Origin of the sequence: Rhizobium terrae (genome assembly GCF_003425685.1) — a bacterium.
In the GTDB taxonomy this organism is placed as follows: Bacteria; Pseudomonadota; Alphaproteobacteria; order Rhizobiales; family Rhizobiaceae; genus Neorhizobium; species Neorhizobium terrae.
On record NZ_QJKM01000003.1, the window covers coordinates 233,336 to 252,903 of the forward strand.

Below are 19,568 nucleotides of genomic sequence, written 5' to 3' on the forward strand. Positions count from 1 at the left end.
TCGGCCTGGAGACCGAGTTGGCCGTCGCTTTAGGTTTGATTTCACTAATTTAAGCAATACTCCCCGGAAATTTCGACTGCTGGGGAACAAACGATGCATGTTGTAAAACGGCTCTGGGAAGAGCGACTGGGCAATTTCGGCATCATGACGGCATTGCTGATGGTGCCGGTCATGGGGGCCGCAGGAATGGCGGTGGATTTCGGGCGTGCGCTCAGTCTCAGAACAGAACTCGTCGGCGCCGCGGATGCCGCCGCCGTCGGCGCGATCGCCGAAAAATCCAAGGCCGTCGCCCAGGCGATGTCGATGTCGGGCGATGGCAGCGTCCCGCTCGATACGACGGAAGCCAACCGCATCTTCATGAGCCAGATGTCGGGCGAGCTTTCGAAACTGCCTCTCACGGTCGATATCGCGATCGTGAAAAACAACGGGATAATCTCCTCGCGGGTCTCGTTCAAAGCCGAGATGCCCACGGCCTTCATGCGCATTCTCGGCAAGGATCAGGTTGCCGTCTCCGGCGTCGCCACCGCCGTGTTCCAGGCTCCGGCGTTCATGGATTTCTTCATGCTGCTGGACAACACCCCGTCCATGGGGGTCGGTGCGACGCCACACGACATCAAGACGATGCAGGAGGCCACGCGCCTCGGGTCGGACGGCAAAGGAAAGGACGCCAACTGCGCCTTCGCCTGCCACATTGTCTCGGAAGCGGGCGTCGAGGATCCGAAAAGCTATTACAACGTCGCCAAGAACAACAACGTGACGACCCGCATCGACGTCGTGGCCGCGGCGACCAAGGCCCTGATGACGAAGGCCACCGATACCCAGACGGTCGCCAACCAGTTCCGCATTGCGGCCTACACCTTCGGAAAGACGGCGATGGACGCGAAACTCTTCAAGGTGGCGGGCCTCAACTACAACCTCGGCGAGGTCGCCAAGGCGACCGACCAGATCGAGTTGATGAGCATCCCCAAACAGAATTACAACAACGACCAGCAGACGAGCTTCGACGATGCGTTGAAGGGGATCAACGGCGAAATCGACGGCACGCCGGGCAAGGGCACGAGCAACACGGATCGTCAGAAGATCGTCTTCTTCGTTGCGGACGGCGTCGGCGACAGCGCAAAATCCAAGGGCTGCACCAGCCCCAAAGGCACGACGAACGGCACCCGCTGCATCGAGCCGATCGACACCCAGGCCTGCCAGACGCTGAAGGATCGCGGCATCCGGATTGCGGTCCTCTACACGACCTATCTCGAACTGCCGGAAAACGACTTCTACAAGAAATGGGTGGCGCCCTTCCAGTCGCAGATCGCGACCAAGATGCAGGAATGCGCCACGCCAGGCTTCTATTTCGAGGTCAGCCCGACCGAAGGTATCGAAAAGGCGATGCAGACCCTGTTCCTCAAGATCGTCACCTCCCCGCGCATCACCAGCTGAAGGCAGGCCATGCGGCATCCGCGAACGCGTCAGATGCGTTCGCCGTTTTTGACCCGGTAGCTCGGGTTGTACATGGTGACGAGTTCTTCGGCCGCAGTCGGGTGGACGGCCATGGTGCGGTCGAAATCGTCCTTGGTGACGCCCGCTTTCAGCGAAATGCCGAGAAGCTGCGCCATTTCGCCTGCATCGTGACCGAGCACATGGGCGCCGACCACCTTGCGGCTCGCCGCGTCGACGACAAGCTTCATGATCATCTTTTCGGCACGGCCCGAGAGCGTCGCCTTCATCGGCCGGAATTCGGCGCGGTAGACTTCGAGTTCCGGATAGCGCTTGGCGGCCTCTTCCTCGGAGAGGCCGACGGTGCCGATCTCCGGCTGAGAAAAGACGGCGGTGGCAATCAGGTCGTGGTCGGGCGCGGTCGGGTTGTTGCGATATTCGGTTTCGATGAAGCACATCGCCTCGTGGATCGCCACGGGCGTCAGCTGTACCCGGTCGGTGACGTCGCCGAGCGCATAGATATGCGGCACGCTGGTGCGCGAATATTTGTCGACCACGATCGCACCGCGCTCGTTCACGTCGACGCCCGCAGCCTCCAGCCCGAGACCGTCGGTATTCGGATCGCGGCCGAGCGCCAACATTATGGTGTCGACGGCAAGCGTCTCGCCGCACATCGTCTCCGCCACCAGCCCGCCGGCGGGCGCTCTGGTCACCTCTTCGATGACATCGGTGAGGATGACGCGGATGCCCTTTTCGACCATCGCCTTGTGCAGGCCCTGGCGCATGTCGTGGTCGAAGCGCGAGAGGATTTCCTTGCCGCGATAGATCAGCGTCGTATCGACGCCGAGGCCGTGGAAGATGTTGGCGAACTCCACCGCAATGTAACCGCCCCCGGCAATCAGGATGGAGCGCGGCAGTTCCGGCAGGTGGAAGGCTTCGTTCGAGGAGATGCAGAGCTCGTGGCCGGGCAGCGCCGCATGCGGATTGGGAGCCCCGCCGGTCGCGATGACGATCTTCTCCGCCGTCACGGTCTTGCCGGTCTTGACGATACGGATCGTATGGGCGTCGACCAATTCGGCACGGCTTTCGACGATCTCGGCGCCGTTGTTTTCCAGCCCCCTGCGGTAAAGGCCTTCGAGGCGGGTGATCTCCTTGTCCTTGGCGGCGATCAGCTTCTTCCAGTCGAAGCTGCTTTCGCCCACCTCCCAGCCGTAGCCGACGGCATCTTCGAAATGCTCGTGGTACTGGGAGGCATAGACGAAGAGTTTTTTCGGCACGCAGCCGCGGATGACGCAGGTTCCGCCGAAACGATATTCCTCGGCGATCGCCACCCGCTTGCCGAGCGATGCCGCGACCCGGCCCGCCCTCACCCCGCCCGATCCGCCGCCAATCACAAACAGATCGTAGTCATAGGCGGTCATGGCATTCTCCTTGAGGGCAAACTGCAGGGCAGGCGGCGGGATGTCCCTCATATAATGATCCACCCCGGAAAAGCAAAAGCCGCAAGCTGCAATACCCACCGAAAGAAAAAGGCCCGGATCGCTCCGGGCCGTTTCCGAAAATCAATGGGCCGCCGATTACGGCTTCGGGGCGGGAGCCGGAGCGGGCTTGGCGGCCGGAGCCGGGGCGGCCGGCTTGGCCGGTGCTGCCGCCGGCGCGGCAGGTTTGGCCGGTGCCGCAGCAGGGGTTGCGGGCTTTGCCGGTGCCGGAGTTGCAGGCTTTGCCGGTGCGGGCGCCGCGGCCTGGGCATCGGCCGGTGCCGGATCGATCACCGGCGCCTGGATCGGCGTCGAATCGATGATGCCGCGCAGCTTTTCCGAGCTCTGGTTGGTCAGGTCGCGGGAGATGCCGGTCGCCCAGATCTCGGCGGCCTTGACCAGTTCCCGGCTGACGAGCGGCTGGTTGGTCAGAAGCTTCTTGCCGGCTTCGGTGTTGAAGAAGGTGGAAATCACCTTCAGCTCGTCGATCGAGAAACTCTTGGCGTAGATGGTGGCGGCTTCCCGCTCCAGGTCGGCGCGGCGCGGCGCCAGCGTCAGCGCCTGCTCGTCGACGACGGCCGAAATCTGCGACTGGAAGTTCGGCGAGGCTTGGATGAACTGAGCCTTCAGCCGCTCGGCCAGGTTGGGCAGGATGTTGTCGTAACGATCGGTGACGTTCAGCGAAGCAATGGCATCCCTTGCGGCAGCAAGCTGAGCCTCCGACACTTCCTGCGCGCGAGCCGACAGGGTGAAGGCACCGGAGAAAAGGATCGCCAGGGCGGCGGCACGGCCAAAAACCGCGAATCTGATCATGAGTTGTTACTCCTAGTTTATTTCGCCTCGAGCGTCCGCGCTCCGGCCTCACCGGCAATGATCGCAAAGGACACCATATGAATGAACAGCCCGTGTTCGACGACACCGGGAATGGAATTCAGTTCGGCCGAAAGAGCCTCTGCCTCAGGAATGCGGCCAAAAGATGCGTCGATGATATGGTGGCCGCCATCCGTCATGAAGACGTCGTCACCCGATTTGCGCAGTTTCAGTTCGCCGCTCAGGCCGAGTTTCGCCGCCGCCTTCTCGATCGCGATGCGGGTGGCGGCCTGGCCGAAGGGATTGATCTCGATCGGCAGCGGGAAGGCGCCGAGCGTCTCCACCAGCTTGCTTGCGTCGGCGATCACGATCATCCGGCTCGAAGCGGCGGCGACGATCTTCTCGCGCAGAAGCGCGCCGCCTCCGCCCTTGATGAGCGTCAGATTGGCATCGACTTCATCGGCGCCGTCAATCGTCAGGTCGAGTTCCGGCAGTTCGTCGAGCGATTTCAGCGGAATACCGAGTTCGACGCACAGCCGCGCCGTACGCTCGGACGTCGGCACGCCCTCGACGCGAAGGCCGTCATGGACCTTTTCCGCCAGCAGCCGGACGAATTCTTCCGCCGTCGATCCGGTACCGATGCCGAGCCGCATGCCGTCTTCGACATATGCCAGTGCCGCCTCAGCCGCCTTGACCTTCATTTGCCGGGCGTCCATCCGCCAAAAGCTCCCCGCTGTTTTCGCCGACCCGCTGTTTACACGGCTCGCCTCGCAAACGAAAGTCCCCTTGCCGGGTTTTAAGGCGGCGGCGAATCTCGCATATTTGCTTTTCCCGGCGGCTTTCCGTAATCGGACGCTTTTCGAACCAGCCTTTGCGAGGTTTCATTGACTGCTCCCCTCGTCATTTTCGATCTCGACGGAACGCTGATCGACACCGCTCCCGACCTCATCGACAGCCTCAACCATACGATCGAGGCGGTCGGCCTGGCACCGGTCACTTTCGAAGACCTGACGCATCTCGTCGGCCAAGGCGTCAAAGTGATGATCCAGCGCGCCTTCGAACTCAGAAAGGCACCGCTCGACGAAACCACCGCCGCGCGGCTCTTCGACCGCTACATGGCGCATTACCAGGCCCATATGCCCGGAAAAAGCCTGCCCTATCCCCGCGTGATCGACTGCCTCGATCAGTTCGAAGCGGCCGGCATGCGGCTTGCCGTCTGCACCAACAAGAGCAGCCAGCTCGCCGTCCAGCTTATCGAAAAGCTCGGTCTCACGCACCGCTTCGCGACGATGACCTGCGGCGATACCTTCCCTTACCGAAAGCCCGACGGGCGCCATATTCTGGGTACGATCGAGCGGGCCGGCGGCGACCCCGCGACGGCGATCATGATCGGCGACAGCATCAACGATATTCTCGCTGCGCAGAATGCCGGCATTCCCTCCGTCGCCGTGACCTTCGGGTATTCGGATGTCGCGGTCGATACGCTCGGTCCGGATCACGTCATCGGCGGTTATGACGAATTGACGGTGGAATTGGTGGAAACGCTGATCTCCCGCGAGACAAAGCGCGCCGCCCTCGTGCGGTAACACGGGAACGGCAGAGACAAAAAAGGCGGCCGGAGCCGCCTTTTCCTTGATGGGGATCCGGTCTCAGCTCTGGGCTCCGCGGACCTTGGTGGTCGCGTCGAAAGCCCTGGCCATGGCATCGTCGCGGCCATAAACGTCGTCGAAATATTCCACCACACCGTCCTTGTTGGGCCAGGCGGTGAAATAGGAAACGTAGACCGGGATCTTCACCGGCACCTTGGTCGCAACGTTCTGGCCGTTGGCGATACGGGCGTTGACGTCGTCGATCGTCGTGCCGAGCACGGCGGCGGCCATTTTGCGCGGCTCGGCGAGACGCACGCAGCCGTGGCTCAGCGCCCGCATGTCGCGCTGGAAGAAGCTTTTCGAGGGCGTGTCGTGCATATAGATCGCGTGGCTGTTCGGGAACAGGATCTTCAGGTCGCCGAGCGCATTGTCGCTCGACGGCGGCTGGCGGACCGAAACCTTCTCGGTCGAGCCGAACCAGTTGACGCTGCTCGATGGCACGGCCTTGCCGCCGACCGACACTTCGTAGCCGAGACGGTCGAGATAACTCGGGTCCTGGCGCAGGTGCGGCAGCATCTCGTTGATGATGATCGACTGCGGCACGCCCCAATAGGGGTTGAATTCCACCGTCTCGATCTCATCCTGGAAGAAATAGGTCTGGTTCGACTTCGAGCCAACCACGACGCGCATCGAGAACTGCTCGACACCCTTGTCATGATAATAGACCGTGAAGGCCGGCTGGTTGATGAAGACGTAGCGGCTGCCGAGATCGTCCGGCAGCCAGCGCGCCTGTTCCATGGCGACGACCACCTTGCGGATCTTGTCCTCGGACGTGTGGCCGACCATCTTGCGCACGGTCGCCGCGCCGATCACGCCGTCCGGCTTCAGCCCGACTTCCGCCTGGAAGGTCTTGACCACCTCCACCAGTTCCGGCGTGTAGTCCGGCGTCTGCTGGTAGGCGGCAAACGTCGCGGCATGCCGGGTCTTCAGCGCTTCGGATCCGGTATGCTGGATCGCGGCGATGATATTGGCCATGTCCGGGCTGCTCTTGCCAGGCTTCAGGAGAAGGTCGCCGGGCAGAGACACGCGCGGACCTTCGGTGACGGCCTCCGCGCGCAGCCTGGCGAGTTCGGCCTTGAGGGCCTGGAACTGCGGACCTGCCGGCGCCAGCCCCTGGAGATAGGCCGCCGCATCGGTGCCCTCCTTGGCAAAGGGCAGAACGAGCGAAAGCTTGACATCCTTGCGCTTGAAATCGTGGTATCCCGACACCTTGTTCGGGTCGATACGACCGCGCAGCATGTCCTGCGCGAATGTCAGGGCCTTTTCCGACAGCGCCAGTTCGAACTGCATGAGGGCCGCGTCGTGGGCATCCGCCGGCGTGACGGCGGCGGGGGCAACCGACGCGTTCACGAGCGTGGCCGGCGCATCTGCCGGGGCCGCGACGCTTGCCGTCGTCAGCGCCGGAATGGAGAGCTGGTAATCGGCCGGGTCGAGACCGTAATCCCCCGCTTTCTCGAAGAGGGCGAGCACGCCCCTGGCCTTGTCGTTGACGTCGCCGTTCGAAATCCAGATCGGCTCCGCCGTCTTGATATAGAAGGCTTCGAGCGCCGAAGCGATTTCCGCCGGCGCCATGACCTTCGCCGTCGTGATCAGACGGGTTCCGTCGGCGGCGGACGCAGCGGCGAAGCCCGCCGTCTTCACCACCCGCTCGGCATCCGGCTTGTAGGTGTAATAGCGCGGACCGGAGACTTTCGGCAGCGGCTCGGGATCGGCAAGGCTCTTTTCGCTCGGCATCGCGGCGCGACCCGTCTCGACGCCCGGCAGGCCGTTGCCTGCCGGCCCGCCGCGGTTCGCGCCGGGGCCGCCGCGCAGGATATCGAGGAGGGTCACGGCATGGGCAGGAGCCGCCGCCCCGGCGAAAATCGAAATACCCGACATGAGCGCCAGCGCGATCGAAGTTTTCCTGTATATGTGCTGCAATGTCGTCCCCGTCACCTGCATCCGCATCCTGATTTGCGGGCTCGAATATGTATCACGCCATCTAACCGATCGCGTGAGGGATGGAAAGAAACGCCCGAGTCCCCGGCGAGTCCACCCGCCATTGTGTCGGCATCGGCGCGCCGGCAGAAGGTTAAGAAAATATTCGTTAAATTTTTACTGACGCCGAAGCGCGGGCGGAAAAACACGACGCGGATTCTGCTGCATAATTCCAGGGTCCGTGTCATAAAAGGCACGCGAAGAGGCGCATGAAAAGCAGGCTCGACCGTCTTGCAGACCAGTAGCAATCGTATAGTAATGCCGCCGGCCGGGGTTGAGGCGGTAACGCTTTGTTGAATCCCCGATAGCGACCACGAGTACGACATAGCCTGGGAGGCAGCGAAGATGGCATCGACCCGCACCGAAACCGATACGTTTGGCCCGATCGAAGTGGCAGGCGACCGTTATTGGGGCGCCCAGGCGCAGCGCTCGCTCGGCAATTTCAAGATCGGCTGGGAAAAGCAGCCGCTTCCGGTCGTGCGTGCGCTCGGCATCGTCAAGCAGGCCGCCGCCCGCGCCAACATGGAACTTGCCGGCCTCGACGCCGCGCTCGGCAAGGCGATCATCGAAGCGGCTCAGGAAGTCATCGACGGCAAGCTCAACGATCACTTCCCGCTCGTCGTCTGGCAGACCGGCTCCGGCACGCAGTCGAACATGAACGCCAACGAGGTGATCTCCAACCGGGCGATCGAAATGCTCGGCGGCGTCATGGGCTCCAAGAAGCCTGTTCACCCGAACGACCACGTCAACATGAGCCAGTCGTCGAACGACACCTATCCGACGGCCATGCATATCGCCTGCGTCGAAACCATCGTGCGCCACCTCATCCCTTCGCTGAAGCACCTGCACGAAGCTCTGGAAGTCAAGGTCAAGGCGTTCGCCCACATCATCAAGATCGGCCGCACGCACACGCAGGATGCCACGCCGCTCACCCTCGGCCAGGAATTCTCCGGCTATGCCGCCCAGGTCGCCTCGGCGATCGCCAATATCGAACTGACGCTGCCGGCGCTTTCGAAGCTCGCCCAGGGCGGCACGGCCGTCGGCACCGGCCTCAACGCCCCGGTCGGATTTGCCGAAAAGGTCGCGGAGGAAATCTCGAAGATCACCGGCCTGCCCTTCGTGACCGCGCCGAACAAGTTCGAGGCGCTCGCCTCGCATGACTCGATGGTCTTCGCGCATGGCGCGATCAATGCCGCCGCAGCGGCTCTCTTCAAGATCGCAAACGACATCCGCTTCTTAGGCTCCGGCCCGCGCGCGGGCCTCGGCGAGCTGTCGCTGCCGGAAAACGAGCCGGGCTCGTCGATCATGCCGGGCAAGGTCAACCCGACCCAGTCGGAAGCGCTGACCCAGGTCTGCGCCCATATCTTCGGCAACCATGCGGCGCTCACCTTCGCCGGCAGCCAGGGCCATTTCGAGCTCAACGTCTACAATCCGATGATGGCCTATAACTTCCTGCAGTCGGTGCAGCTCCTCGGCGATGCCGCCGTTTCCTTCACGGACAACTGCGTCGTCGGCATCGAGGCCCGCGAGGACAATATCAAGCGCGGCGTCGAAAATTCGCTGATGCTGGTCACCGCCCTCAATACCAGGCTCGGCTACGACATCTGCGCCAAGATCGCCAAGACGGCCCACAAGAACGGCACGACGCTTCGTGAAGAAGCCGTCGGCGGCGGATATCTGACGAACGAGGAGTTCGACCAATATGTCCGTCCGGAAAACATGATCGGCCCGAAATAAGCGGTATCCCGATACGGCAAAAAGGCGCACCCCGCCGGCCGGCCGGCGGGGATTTCGGCACACGGAAGCATCAAAATCGACTGATCTTGATAATAAAACACTTTGGCCAAAGGTGAACGCCGCAGGCGCCCGATTTTCACTAAGTCCACTATTTCTGACGATAATCAGGTACTTCGGCCGGTGCGAGACGAATTGAGAAATAAGTCCTTCAGAATTGACCCCTTAATTCTTTTCCAACATTTTTCACATACTAATTCGCTTACATACACACAGGCGGGATCTAACGGGGATCGTCGATGACGACGGCAACTGCGCCAAAGGCGCAATCTAACGATCTAATCAGTCAGATCATCTATGCGGTGCGCTCCATGGGGCTCGCGCCGATCCCCCGCAATTACCAGCTCTTCTACGAAGCCTATATCGGCTCCAATCCCGATCTGACCCGTGATCTGGCGGCACTCGGAAGCCGTGCCACCCAGGAGGAACTCGACCAGCTCGCCCACCGGCATCTCGGAGCCGGCCAGGCAGCGGTCATCGACGACGCGCATTCCAAGCTGCTCGGCGAACTCGATTCCTTGCTGAAGCTGCTGCGTCAGGAACAGAATTCGCTGGAAAGCTACAGCAAGCTGCTCGGCGAAACGGCGCAGCGGATCAATTCGAAGAGCCACTTCTCGACCGACCTTTTGACCAACGCCATTTCGCTGCTCAGCGAGGCGACCGGCTCGACGCTGGCGCATGGCGAAAAGACGGTCGGCGGCGTCGTGCAGCGCTCGCAGGAGATGGACCAGGTCCGCAAGGAGCTGGACGAATACAAGCGCATCGCCAATACGGATTCGCTGACGCGCATCGCCAATCGCCGGGCCTTCGACGAACGGCTGGCAGCGGTCTACAACAATTCGGCGACCCTGGCGCTCAGCGCGCTGGTGCTTGCCGACATCGACAATTTCAAGAAGATCAACGACAGCTTCGGCCATCCGGTGGGAGACAAGATCCTCGCGACGGTCGCCTCCGTCATCCGTGCCAATGTCCGCAAGGACGTGTTCGTCGCCCGCTCCGGCGGCGAGGAATTCGCGATGATCGTCGAAGGCAATACGCCGGACGAGGTGATGATCATCTGCGAGCGGGTCCGCCGGGCCTTGGAAACGCGGACGTTCCGCAATTCGCGCTCGGGCATCGACTACGGCCCCGTCACCATCTCGATCGGTTTTGCAATGGGTTCGCAGGCAAGCGATCCCGGCGAGCTTTATGCGAGCTCCGATACCGCGCTCTATCACGCCAAGAACAGCGGCCGCAACCGCACCGTCTTCTTCGAGGACGGCATGCGGAAGGATTATGTCGGCAAGAGCTGGCTGATCTACCGGAAGTAACCCTCCGGAAAAGCTGCCGGCTCGCGACGGGCCGGCTCACCACATCGTTTTTGCGGCGCGCTCGGGCCATTCGCGGTCATAGGTTTCCCTGTCGAAATCGGCTTTCGCGGCTTTCAGCAGCGTGCCGGGGGTCGGCAGGCTCTTCGGGTCGACGAAATGCTCGGGGTTCCAGAGTTCTGCCCGCATCAGCGCCCTGGCGCACTGGAAATAGACTTCGTTGATGGTGATGACGGTGACGCTGCGCGGATGGCGTCCGTCCATCTCGAAGCTTTCCAGAAGCGCCGGCTCGACGGAAACGACGGCATGGCCGTTGATGCGCATCGTCGTGTTGGAACCCGGCACCAGAAACATCAGCGCGACGCGGGGGTCGCGGACGATATTCGACAGCGAATCGATGCGGTTGTTGCCGCGCCAGTCCGGCAGGAGCAAGGTTTTCTCGTCCCGAATTCTGACCGCACCGCCGAGATCGCCGCGCGGCGAACAATCGAGGCCTTCCGGCCCGACGGTCGCAAGCGCGACGAAGGGCGAAGCCTCGATCATCTGGCGATATTCCGGCGTCAGCGTCTTCGTCACTTTGGCGAGCGATGCCTCGGAAACACCGTCATAGATGGCCTTCAAATCTTCAACCGATGTGATGATCGTCATGATTCGTCCCCGCAATCGATCGCCCGTAGCCGGCGCCGGTGACACTATGATGACGTTTGCCGCCCATCAAGCGGCAGCATCGCTGCCGGGAACATCGCGGGCAGGCCTCGGTCCCTCCGCAAGAAAGGCCGAGATGGTGTCGATCACCCCGCGATCGCTGACGATGCGGCGGTGCCCAAGCCCGTTCGCCCAATGGAGTCGCGCCGCAGCGCTGCCGTCGAAACGGCGGGCATGATCGGCCGCGACCTCCTTGTCGTCCTCGGCATGGACCACCAGCAGCGGAACGTTCCCGCGCTCGGCCACCGCAACGGTATCGAAATCGTCGAGCGAGGCGCCGGCGATCTTCTCCGTGTGGCGGATCAGCAATGCCTTGACGTGCGGCGGCAATGCGACCATGCGGGAGAAGTCGTCGAAGAGCCAGTGGATGTGGCTCGGCGCGCCGATCACCACGGCTTTCGCCGGCGAGATCGAACCCGCCCCGGGGAAGATGCCGCCCACGGCAAGCATGAGGCTGGCACCGCCGAAGGAATGGCCGACGGCGGCATCGAACCGGCCGAAGCGGCGCTCGGCTTCGACGATGGCTTCCACCGCCTGGCGCATGTTGAGGCTGCGGCCGCTCGACAGTCCGTGGCCGGGAAAATCGAGCACGACGACCTCCGCCCCCGTCTCCGCAAGTCCGGCCGGCAGGGCCGCGATATAGGCCGCGTTCGACCCCCAGCCGTGTACCACGAGGTAACGCGGCCGGCCGGCCTTGCCGTCACCGTTGAAACGATAGGCCATCACCGCCGATCCGCCAGCCGCAAACGGTATTCTCTCGGCTTTTGCGAGCCTCCCGCGCCCCTCCTCCTCCATGGCCCTGGCCTTGTCGCTCTTCGGGCGCCGCGACGGCGTCCGGCAGAACAGCACGAAGGCAAGCTCGGCCGCTCTTTGCGGAAAAACCCTCCCAAAAGTGGCGAAGGCAAGACGGGTGACCTGAATCGCAAACGGTGCCATAGTGAGAAAATCCAATAATGTTCAATGTTGAACAATAAAGTACAGGCATGAACAAAAATCAAGCCCTTCCTTGGGATCATCCGCGTTTTCGCAGCTGGGTGGCCGTGGCGCGCGCCTGCCAGCTCATGCAGACGGTGCTGACGCGCGAGCTTGCCGCCCTCGACATCAAGCCGCCGCATCTCGATATCCTCGTCAATCTTTACCGGTTCGAGGGGATTTCGCAGCAGGAACTGGCCCGCAAGCTGCTGGTCGGCCGCTCCAACATGAGCATGACCCTGCCGCAGATGGAAAAGCGCGGGCTGGTCGAACGCATCGGAGACAAAAAAGACAAGCGCGTGCTGCGCCTCCATCTGACGGAACGGGGCCGAACGATCGCCGAGGAGGCGATGGCGATCCAGACCCGGCTGATCGAGCGCACGCTTTCCAACGAGCCGCTCGAACAATGCATGGCCATGGCCGAATCGATGGAACGGCTGATCGTCACGCTGCAGGCCGAAATGCGCGAGGACGGTCCGGAGCCGGCCTGACGCACATGGGTTCGCTCAGCGCGACCTCTGCGGCGGATCGCGGCTCAATCCCTTTTCGGCGAGTTCCCGTTCGTAAGCGGCAAAAAGTTCCTCGCCTTGCTCGCCGAGTTCGCGCAGATAGGTCCAGGTGAAGATACCGCTGTCATGCCCGTCGTCGAAACCGATCCGCACCGCGTAATTGCCGGTGGGCGTGATCGCCCGGATGCCGACGTTGCGCTTGCCCGGCACGGTCACCTTCTGGCCGGGAGCATGGCCCTGCACTTCCGCCGACGGGGAAAGAACGCGCATCATTTCCGCCGCCAGCGGAAAGGACCGGCCGTCGTTGAAGGTGATGTTCAGCGTGTGCCGGTCCTTCGAGACCCTCAATTCCGTCGGCCAGATCTCGCTCATGACCCAAACTCCCGATTGTCATTTCATCCCGCCGATGGATTATGGGCAGACGCGGTCCGCTGCAAGCGGTTTCCCCCTTCGTCACTCAATCCGTTTGCCCCCGCCCTCCGGACTGGCTGTCATACACTTGACGCCGAGCCTCAAAGCCCCCACTTTCAAGGGCAAGGGAGAATATCACGTGAACAGTTTTGCAGGACCGGTCGGGGGCGCAGCACCAATCATCGCGGACAAGGCGCCGATGATCGACCCGTTCGGTCGTGCGGTCACCTATCTGCGCGTCTCGGTGACCGACCGCTGCGACTTCCGCTGCACCTATTGCATGGCGGAAAACATGACCTTCCTGCCGAAGAAGGACCTGCTGACGCTCGAAGAGCTCAACCGGCTCTGTTCCGCCTTCATTTCCAAGGGCGTCCGTAAGATCCGCCTTACGGGCGGCGAACCGCTCGTGCGCAAGAACATCATGTTCCTGGTGCGCGAGCTGGGCCGTCACGTCGAAGCCGGCTCGCTCGACGAACTGACGCTGACCACCAACGGCTCGCAGCTTGCCCGATATGCCGATGAGCTTTACGATTGCGGCGTCCGCCGCATCAACGTCTCCCTCGACACGCTTGATCCGGCCAAATTCAAGGCGATCACCCGCTGGGGCGATTTCCACAAGGTCATGGAAGGCATCGACGCGGCGCAGAAGGCCGGCTTGAAGATCAAGCTCAACGCCGTGGCGCTCAAGGATTTCAACGAGTTCGAAATCCCCGAGATGATCCGCTTCGCGCATGGCCGCGGCATGGACATGACCGTCATCGAGACCATGCCGATGGGCGAGATCGAAGAGGACCGCACCGACCAATACCTGCCGCTTTCCAAGGTCCGGGCAGATCTCGAAGAGCAGTTCACGCTCTCCGACATCCCCTACAAGACCGGCGGCCCGGCCCGTTACGTCGAAGTCGGGGAAACCGGCGGCCGGCTCGGCTTCATCACGCCGATGACCCATAATTTCTGCGAAAGCTGCAACCGCGTGCGGCTGACCTGCACCGGCACGCTCTACATGTGTCTCGGCCAGAACGACGCTGCCGACCTGCGCACGGCGCTGCGCGCCTCCGAGGGCGACGACTATCTCTCCGCCGCGATCGACGAGGCGATCGGCCGCAAGCCGAAGGGCCACGACTTCATCATCGACCGCCAGCACAAGCGCCCCGCCGTGGCGCGGCACATGAGTGTGACCGGCGGCTAACCCCGCTTTGGGGCCGGGCCGCTGCACACGTCGGCAAAGGCGAGATAGACTCTTTCCATTCTGGGAAACGCGCTGAGGTTGTTGCTCTCGATGGATTGGATTGCCTGTTCAAGTATCGACTTGGCGGCATCTCCCTCGCCCGAAAGCCATAGGGCCTTGGCGTAGTTCGCTGAAATGAGGATTCTCGCCGGCAACTGGCCTTCCCAGGTGCAAGCCTCGTCGAATGCCGGTTTCAGATAATGCAGCGCTTCGTCGATACGGTCCGTCTCGCATAACAGCCGACCGAGCGCGTTGCGCAGCAAGGTCAAAGACTGTCTGACGTCTGCATCCGATGAAGCCGTGTTCTCGAGCGCGTCCCTGAAGAGCGGTTCGGCTTCAGAGTATAATTTGTTGTCAAGGAGAAGGATGGCGTAATTTGCAAGACGTTTGGCGGCCACGCTGCTCGACGCCCCGAATGTAGTTATAGCATGCTGGATGGATTTTTGAAGAAATGGGCCTGCCTCGTCAAAGCGGCCGGCCTGAAGCAGCATGGTGCCCATGTTGGCGAGATGCCGCACAGCTTGCGGATGTTCAAGTCCGATCGTCTCTCGATCGATTTTTATCGACAGCCGCAACAGCCGGACGCCGGCGTCGATACGTCCCTGTTCAAAGCGGATGGTGGCGAGATTGTTCAGCCAGACCGCGAAATCGGGATGCGGCTGCGAAAGCACAACGGAACCGATGCTCAAGGCTTCCTGAACGAGCTTGGAAGCCGCGGGAAACTGACGCCTGTCCATCAGGACGGCAGCCAGGCTGTTAAGCGTGCGTGCCAGGTTTGGACGGTCGTCTGAAAGGCGGTAGAATTTTACCGCGTCCTCGAAAAGGGCTGCAGCCTCTTCGCGTTGCCCCAGCCGATTTTTGGCCTGGGCGAGGTGCGTGCTGATCCGGATAAGTTCTTCCGGCGGCGCATTCTCTGAGCGAAGAATTTCCCCTGCCTGCGTCAGGGCAGCAGATGCTGCACGCCAGTCGGATGCTTCGGCCGCGGTTACGCCGTATTGCGTCAGATATTCGGCTGACTTGTCGCTTTCATAACGGACTGCAAGGCGGGAAGCTTCACGCCAGCTGGCCAGCGAACCGACATAGTCAAGCCGGACCCGCTGGAGTTCGGCCCGAACGGCGCGGGTATCCGCGGCATCTTGCCCCTTCCGGAGAACCTCGCGCTCAGCTGCGTCCAGCTTGCTCAAAAGCCGATCCTCGGCATCCGCGAGAATGGCTTCGGCCTTGTCATATCTCTTTTGTGCTATTTCCCGGCGCGCCTGTTCCTTCAGGCTTTCGATTTCCCCGTCATCGCTGGTTAACTGGTCCAAGCGCTGCTGCATCGAACGATAGGCCATGGCGATCTGGACAAGCTTCGTCACCAACTCATTGGTGGGTACCTGTCTTTCGCCCAGGATCTCGAAAAAAGCTGCCGTCGCGGCATTGGTGACGCCTAAATCCGCGCTCAGCTTTGCGATGCGTTCTTCGGATCTACTTTCCATAACCCCGGCCAACTCCTGGCCGGTCATTCCAAATACAATGGAAATATCGCCCTGACTGGAGATATCCCTGACCATATATCCTGCCATTTCGGCAGAACTTACTTTTTTGAGGAATTATCTCCCTCCAGGCCACCGATATCGATCTTGCCGGTCGCCGAGTTCAAGCCCTGTACGTGGAAGTATCTGCCATATTTGACATTCTTGATCAGGATATCACCGGCGGCCTTCAAATCCTCAATCGAGACGCCGGCCTTCGCCAGGTCGGCCGCCGGTCGTGCCTGGAGAGCAGCCTGCAACTGACCAATACGATCAAGAATTTCCTGATCGTCGTTGGCGGCGGTGCTCTTGATTTCCTCGACGACTTTCTGGCGGTTTTCCTCTTTGGCCGGCTCTGCATCAAGTTCGGCAAAGGACTTCAGCCGAGGGATAAGCAACGCCTTGACGCCGGCATAAGCGTCCTTCACAGCCTGTCCTGCCGTCTCCTTCAAGGCGCTGGTTGCGCCGGCCGCAATAATCGCCACAAGGGCGGAAATCGGGTCCATGAAATCCTCCACCTTCATAAGCACTAGATATTATAGAACCAAATCATAATCGTCGAGGCGCCAAGACCTACATAGAGGCGCCTAAAGCAGGGACGACAGGACTAAACATCGCGATGAACCGTTGCAGCCTGACTGATCCGCATGCTCTCGACCAACTCCATATCGTTGTTTGCGGCGCTGGTCTTGAGTTCTCCGATATCTGGCGCGGGGCCTTCGCGACCGGACGGCACGACTTCAGTTTCTTCGCGTGCTCGGATACGCGGGCCAAACAGCGCCGAAATCCTTGCGGCAAGGGAAGAAACAGTACCCATCCAATCGCACCCCATCAGCCTGAGCATAGTGAGCGTACCACAGCTTGGTTGAGGGGCCTAGATACATCGTTTGACCTTCGCAAGACAGGTAGAATAAACAGAATAAGCCGGAACGGGGGTTCCGGCTTCTCCATTTCATCCAGCATGTATGTCACGCCGCGTCGCTGCGGCGCATGCCTGCGCGCCGCTCGTGGGCGCCGGCATGGAAGGAGGCGTTTGCCGGATCGCGCGTCTTGAAGCGCTCGATCTTTTCCGACAGCATTTCCACCCGACGGCGCAGGCCATGGATCTCGGCGTTGTTTTCCTCGACCATCGCGGCATTGCGCTGGGTGATGAGTTCTACTTCCTGCACGGCCTTGGTGACTTCGTTGATGCCGGTCGACTGCTCGCCGGTCGCCGCGGAAATCTGGGCAACCAGTTTGCGGACGTCGGTGATGTGGCCGATGATCTCGGTCAGCGCCGAACCCGTCTCCTCGACGAGGTGCACGCCGTTCGAGACCTGCGTCGAGCTTGCCGAGATCAGCCCCTTGATCTCGCGGGCGGCACCGGCGCAGCGCTGGGCAAGTTCCCGCACTTCCTGGGCGACGACGGCGAAACCGCGGCCGGCCTCGCCTGCACGGGCGGCTTCGACGCCGGCGTTCAGCGCCAGAAGATTGGTCTGGAAGGCGATCTCGTCGATAACGCCGATGATCGTCGCGATCTTATCGGAAGAGCGGCTGATCTCGCCCATCGCATCGACGGCACGGGCAACCACTTCGCCGGAGCGGACCGCGAACTCTTCCGTTTCGTTGACCGAGACCGACGTCTGCTTGGCGCTGTCGGCCGTCGAGCGGACGATGTCGCTCAAGTGGCGGAGGGCGCGTGAGCTTTCTTCGAGCGCTGCGGCCTGCTGTTCGGTGCGGCGGGCAAGATCGTCGGCAGACGATGCGAGGTTGCCCGTGCCTCCGTCGATCTCCTCGGCCGTGGAGCGCACGTCGGCAAGCGTCGCGCGCAATGCCTCGACCGCCTGGTTGTAGGTGCGGGCCATCTCGATGAAATCTTCCGGCAGGTCCTCGTCCATGCTGCGTTCGAGATCGCCTTCGGCAAGCTTGCCGAGCACGTCGGAGAGCGCGGTGAGCGCCTGGCGCTGTTCGCCGGCGATGCGGGCGCGTTCGGCGGCGCGGCGTTCGGCTTCCGCATTGGAGAGTTCGCGGGCTGCGGCGGCATCCTGTTCGAGGCGGACATTTTCGACGGCGGCGTCGCGGAAGACGGTGACCGAGCGAACCATGTCGCCGATTTCGTCGCCGCGCTCGCGGCCCTCGATCTTCACTTCGAGATCGCCGTCGGCGAGGCGCTTCATCACCTCGGTGACGCGGCGCAGCGGACCGCGCAGGGTTTCGACCAGCATCAGGCCGCCGGCGATGGCGAGCAGCGTGCCGACAACCATGGCGACGAGCGACAGCTGGGCGGAACGTTCGCTGTCTTCCTTGCCCACTTCCTGGGCCTGGGCGACGAAGTTCTTGAGACCCGCCATGCCGGTCGTCAGGGTTTCCATGGCCTTGGTGCGCGCCTTCTTCCATTCCGCGGCAATCGACAGAAGCCGGGCCGTGTCGCTTTCGATCGACGCCAGCCGCGGCTGCAGCAGGGTGGAGAACTCGCGCATCGCCGGGTTCCTGGCAAGTTCGGAAACCTCGGCGCTCGTGGACCTCAGCTTCGCCATCACGTCAAGCACTTCCTTGCGGGCGTCCTCGGTCTGGGTCGCGCGCAGCCGTTCGACGTAAAGCTCCATGCCGTCGATCAGGCGAAGCGAATCGGCGCTGCGGTCGAGGAGTGTCCGCAGGCTGGCGACCTCGCCTTCGATGCTGGCGAAACGCGACGCCGCGTTGCCGGCCTTGTTGGTGACTTCCGCCTCCATCTTCAGCTGGTGCTGTTCCATGCCGGCCACGGCCTTGCGGACCGCATCGGCTTTTTCCGGAGCCGTCTGATTGCCCTTGATGGTCGCGGCGAGGCCGGCAATGGCATCGTTGATCGGCTTCAGCTGCTTGACGCCGTTCGGCGTCAGGAAAGCCTGCACCTCTTCGAAGGTCTTGGCCAGGATGCCGAGATACATGTCGGCAGTGCTGATCGCACCCTCGTCCGTGCCTGTCTCCTTGACCGAACTCCGAAGCTCGCCGATCTGCTCGGCGATCGCCTTGTAGGCATAGGCCTCCAGCACCATGCCCTTGGCGAACTTTTCCTTGCCTTCGAACTGCTTGCGGACGTTGGCGACCTGATCGGCGACGCCGGTTGCGACGCTGCGGATGTCTTCGATGTTGAAGTCGAGCGCCGAGGCGTTCTGGTCGCGCTTCTGCTTGATGGCCCACAGGGCGTCGGTATCGGCGCGCAGCAGCGGCGCAAGTCGCTTGACGACGTCGACGCGCTCCCGGTCGCCATCGGTCACCAGCAGCCCTTCGAGCACCTGGACACCCTTCTCCTGTCTGTCGATGCCGCTCTTCAGCGCATCCAGCGAGGCATTGTCGGGTTTTGCGGTGAAATCCTGGAGAACCGCCTGGAGGTTTTCGAAATCCCCGATGTTCTCGATCGTCGCGCGCGTCACCGTCATATGACCGTTCAACATGCTGGCCGTGTAATACCCGGCCAATCCGACGCCGGCGATCAGGACAACGAGCGGCACGACGAAAAGCAGGACCTTGGTGACGATCCTGCGGCTCTGAAGAAGGCGATCTATGAAAGACATTGTTCCCCCAAGTGCAACCAAGTGCCCGTCCAGCGCCAGCGGCATGCGCGAAACGGCAACGGCACAATTCCAGCGTCATGCGGGAACGATTTCCCCTACATTCGGCAAATTGAGTTGAACAACGGTTAATTCGGGACCCTTACAATTCGCTTTCGGCGCAAGCTGTCGCATTTCGGCATCGCCTCACCTCAGCGCAAAACAATGCCGGCGGCTACAATCAGCACTGGCGAGGCGTAAGTCGTTGCTTTAA

Annotated in this window: 17 protein-coding genes; 6 read left to right on the forward strand and 11 right to left on the reverse strand. The window is 61.9% G+C overall.

Translation table 11 applies throughout. The features are described 5' to 3' along the window. Nucleotides 1-93 precede the first annotated feature (93 nt). Nucleotides 94-1,434: a TadE/TadG family type IV pilus assembly protein gene (locus tag DMO26_RS06705; RefSeq protein ID WP_117191255.1), complete on the forward strand. Its 1,341-nt coding sequence runs from the start codon at nt 94-96 to the stop codon at nt 1,432-1,434. Nucleotides 1,435-1,463: 29 nt separating this feature from the next. Here DMO26_RS06705 and gor read toward each other — a convergent pair whose 3' ends face one another. The 3 genes from gor to rpiA all read right to left on the reverse strand — a co-directional run bounded on the left by gor (nt 1,464) and on the right by rpiA (nt 4,435). Further along, the gene (gene gor, locus DMO26_RS06710; protein ID WP_117191494.1) at nt 1,464-2,852 is read right to left on the reverse strand and encodes a glutathione-disulfide reductase; all 1,389 of its coding nucleotides are present in this window, start codon (nt 2,850-2,852) and stop codon (nt 1,464-1,466) included. Nucleotides 2,853-3,008: 156 nt separating this feature from the next. After that, the gene (locus tag DMO26_RS06715; protein WP_117191256.1) at nt 3,009-3,722 is read right to left on the reverse strand and encodes a DUF2059 domain-containing protein; all 714 of its coding nucleotides are present in this window, start codon (nt 3,720-3,722) and stop codon (nt 3,009-3,011) included. A 17-nt stretch (nt 3,723-3,739) separates the two neighbouring features. Further along, a complete protein-coding gene (gene rpiA / locus DMO26_RS06720) occupies nt 3,740-4,435 on the reverse strand; it encodes a ribose-5-phosphate isomerase RpiA (RefSeq protein WP_117191257.1) in 696 nt (231 codons plus the stop codon). A 168-nt stretch (nt 4,436-4,603) separates the two neighbouring features. On the opposite strand from rpiA, the gene gph reads away from it, so the two are divergent. Next, the gene (gene gph, locus DMO26_RS06725; RefSeq protein WP_117191258.1) at nt 4,604-5,305 is read left to right on the forward strand and encodes a phosphoglycolate phosphatase; all 702 of its coding nucleotides are present in this window, start codon (nt 4,604-4,606) and stop codon (nt 5,303-5,305) included. A gap of 63 nt (nt 5,306-5,368) precedes the next feature. Here the strand turns inward: gph and DMO26_RS06730 are convergent, their stop codons facing one another. Continuing rightward, the gene (locus DMO26_RS06730) at nt 5,369-7,309 is read right to left on the reverse strand and encodes a L,D-transpeptidase family protein (RefSeq protein ID WP_117191495.1); all 1,941 of its coding nucleotides are present in this window, start codon (nt 7,307-7,309) and stop codon (nt 5,369-5,371) included. Nucleotides 7,310-7,690: 381 nt separating this feature from the next. Here DMO26_RS06730 and fumC point away from each other — a divergent pair, with 381 nt between their 5' ends. Both fumC and DMO26_RS06740 read left to right on the forward strand, forming a co-directional pair. After that, complete coding sequence (gene fumC / locus DMO26_RS06735) at nt 7,691-9,082, forward strand: class II fumarate hydratase (protein WP_117191259.1); 1,392 nt, start codon at nt 7,691-7,693, stop codon at nt 9,080-9,082. A 296-nt stretch (nt 9,083-9,378) separates the two neighbouring features. Next, nucleotides 9,379-10,449: a GGDEF domain-containing protein gene (locus DMO26_RS06740; protein ID WP_117191260.1), complete on the forward strand. Its 1,071-nt coding sequence runs from the start codon at nt 9,379-9,381 to the stop codon at nt 10,447-10,449. 36 nt (nt 10,450-10,485) lie between these two features. On the opposite strand, the gene DMO26_RS06745 is transcribed toward DMO26_RS06740, so the two are convergent. Both DMO26_RS06745 and DMO26_RS06750 read right to left on the reverse strand, forming a co-directional pair. Then, a complete protein-coding gene (locus DMO26_RS06745; RefSeq protein WP_117191261.1) occupies nt 10,486-11,094 on the reverse strand; it encodes a pyridoxamine 5'-phosphate oxidase family protein in 609 nt (202 codons plus the stop codon). Between the two features lie 66 nt (nt 11,095-11,160). Then, nucleotides 11,161-12,087, reverse strand: a complete 927-nt coding sequence (locus tag DMO26_RS06750) for an alpha/beta hydrolase (protein WP_117191262.1) — start codon at nt 12,085-12,087, stop codon at nt 11,161-11,163. A gap of 47 nt (nt 12,088-12,134) precedes the next feature. Here DMO26_RS06750 and DMO26_RS06755 point away from each other — a divergent pair, with 47 nt between their 5' ends. Beyond that, nucleotides 12,135-12,614, forward strand: a complete 480-nt coding sequence (locus DMO26_RS06755) for a MarR family winged helix-turn-helix transcriptional regulator (protein ID WP_117191263.1) — start codon at nt 12,135-12,137, stop codon at nt 12,612-12,614. 15 nt (nt 12,615-12,629) lie between these two features. On the opposite strand, the gene DMO26_RS06760 is transcribed toward DMO26_RS06755, so the two are convergent. Then, nucleotides 12,630-13,004 (reverse strand): gamma-butyrobetaine hydroxylase-like domain-containing protein, encoded by a 375-nt coding sequence (locus tag DMO26_RS06760; protein WP_117191264.1) that lies wholly within the window; start codon nt 13,002-13,004, stop codon nt 12,630-12,632. Between the two features lie 238 nt (nt 13,005-13,242). Here DMO26_RS06760 and moaA point away from each other — a divergent pair, with 238 nt between their 5' ends. Next, nucleotides 13,243-14,232 (forward strand): GTP 3',8-cyclase MoaA, encoded by a 990-nt coding sequence (moaA, locus tag DMO26_RS06765; RefSeq protein ID WP_404947026.1) that lies wholly within the window; start codon nt 13,243-13,245, stop codon nt 14,230-14,232. On the opposite strand, the gene DMO26_RS06770 is transcribed toward moaA, so the two are convergent. The 4 genes from DMO26_RS06770 to DMO26_RS06780 form a co-directional block, all read right to left on the reverse strand. Continuing rightward, complete coding sequence (locus tag DMO26_RS06770; RefSeq protein ID WP_162894749.1) at nt 14,229-15,824, reverse strand: tetratricopeptide repeat protein; 1,596 nt, start codon at nt 15,822-15,824, stop codon at nt 14,229-14,231. The two genes, moaA and DMO26_RS06770, sit on opposite strands and share 4 nt — an antisense overlap. 23 nt (nt 15,825-15,847) lie before the next feature. Beyond that, nucleotides 15,848-16,291 (reverse strand): hypothetical protein, encoded by a 444-nt coding sequence (locus DMO26_RS06775; RefSeq protein ID WP_117191267.1) that lies wholly within the window; start codon nt 16,289-16,291, stop codon nt 15,848-15,850. Between the two features lie 101 nt (nt 16,292-16,392). After that, nucleotides 16,393-16,602 (reverse strand): hypothetical protein, encoded by a 210-nt coding sequence (locus DMO26_RS33585; protein WP_162894750.1) that lies wholly within the window; start codon nt 16,600-16,602, stop codon nt 16,393-16,395. A 151-nt stretch (nt 16,603-16,753) separates the two neighbouring features. Continuing rightward, on the reverse strand, nt 16,754-19,318 hold the full coding sequence (locus DMO26_RS06780) for a methyl-accepting chemotaxis protein (protein WP_117191268.1): 2,565 nt from the start codon (nt 19,316-19,318) through the stop codon (nt 16,754-16,756). Nucleotides 19,319-19,568: the final 250 nt, after the last annotated feature.

Coding starts and splice junctions, on each gene's coding strand:
- DMO26_RS06705 (WP_117191255.1), top strand. CDS start 94: ATGCATGTTGTAAAACGGCTCTGGGAAGAGCGACTGGGCAATTTCGGC.
- gor (WP_117191494.1), bottom strand. CDS start 2,852: ATGACCGCCTATGACTACGATCTGTTTGTGATTGGCGGCGGATCGGGC.
- DMO26_RS06715 (WP_117191256.1), bottom strand. CDS start 3,722: ATGATCAGATTCGCGGTTTTTGGCCGTGCCGCCGCCCTGGCGATCCTT.
- rpiA (WP_117191257.1), bottom strand. CDS start 4,435: ATGGACGCCCGGCAAATGAAGGTCAAGGCGGCTGAGGCGGCACTGGCA.
- DMO26_RS06730 (WP_117191495.1), bottom strand. CDS start 7,309: ATGCAGGTGACGGGGACGACATTGCAGCACATATACAGGAAAACTTCG.
- fumC (WP_117191259.1), top strand. CDS start 7,691: ATGGCATCGACCCGCACCGAAACCGATACGTTTGGCCCGATCGAAGTG.
- DMO26_RS06740 (WP_117191260.1), top strand. CDS start 9,379: ATGACGACGGCAACTGCGCCAAAGGCGCAATCTAACGATCTAATCAGT.
- DMO26_RS06745 (WP_117191261.1), bottom strand. CDS start 11,094: ATGACGATCATCACATCGGTTGAAGATTTGAAGGCCATCTATGACGGT.
- DMO26_RS06750 (WP_117191262.1), bottom strand. CDS start 12,087: ATGGCACCGTTTGCGATTCAGGTCACCCGTCTTGCCTTCGCCACTTTT.
- DMO26_RS06755 (WP_117191263.1), top strand. CDS start 12,135: ATGAACAAAAATCAAGCCCTTCCTTGGGATCATCCGCGTTTTCGCAGC.
- DMO26_RS06760 (WP_117191264.1), bottom strand. CDS start 13,004: ATGAGCGAGATCTGGCCGACGGAATTGAGGGTCTCGAAGGACCGGCAC.
- moaA (WP_404947026.1), top strand. CDS start 13,243: ATGATCGACCCGTTCGGTCGTGCGGTCACCTATCTGCGCGTCTCGGTG.
- DMO26_RS06770 (WP_162894749.1), bottom strand. CDS start 15,824: ATGGTCAGGGATATCTCCAGTCAGGGCGATATTTCCATTGTATTTGGA.
- DMO26_RS06775 (WP_117191267.1), bottom strand. CDS start 16,291: ATGGACCCGATTTCCGCCCTTGTGGCGATTATTGCGGCCGGCGCAACC.
- DMO26_RS33585 (WP_162894750.1), bottom strand. CDS start 16,602: ATGGGTACTGTTTCTTCCCTTGCCGCAAGGATTTCGGCGCTGTTTGGC.
- DMO26_RS06780 (WP_117191268.1), bottom strand. CDS start 19,318: ATGTCTTTCATAGATCGCCTTCTTCAGAGCCGCAGGATCGTCACCAAG.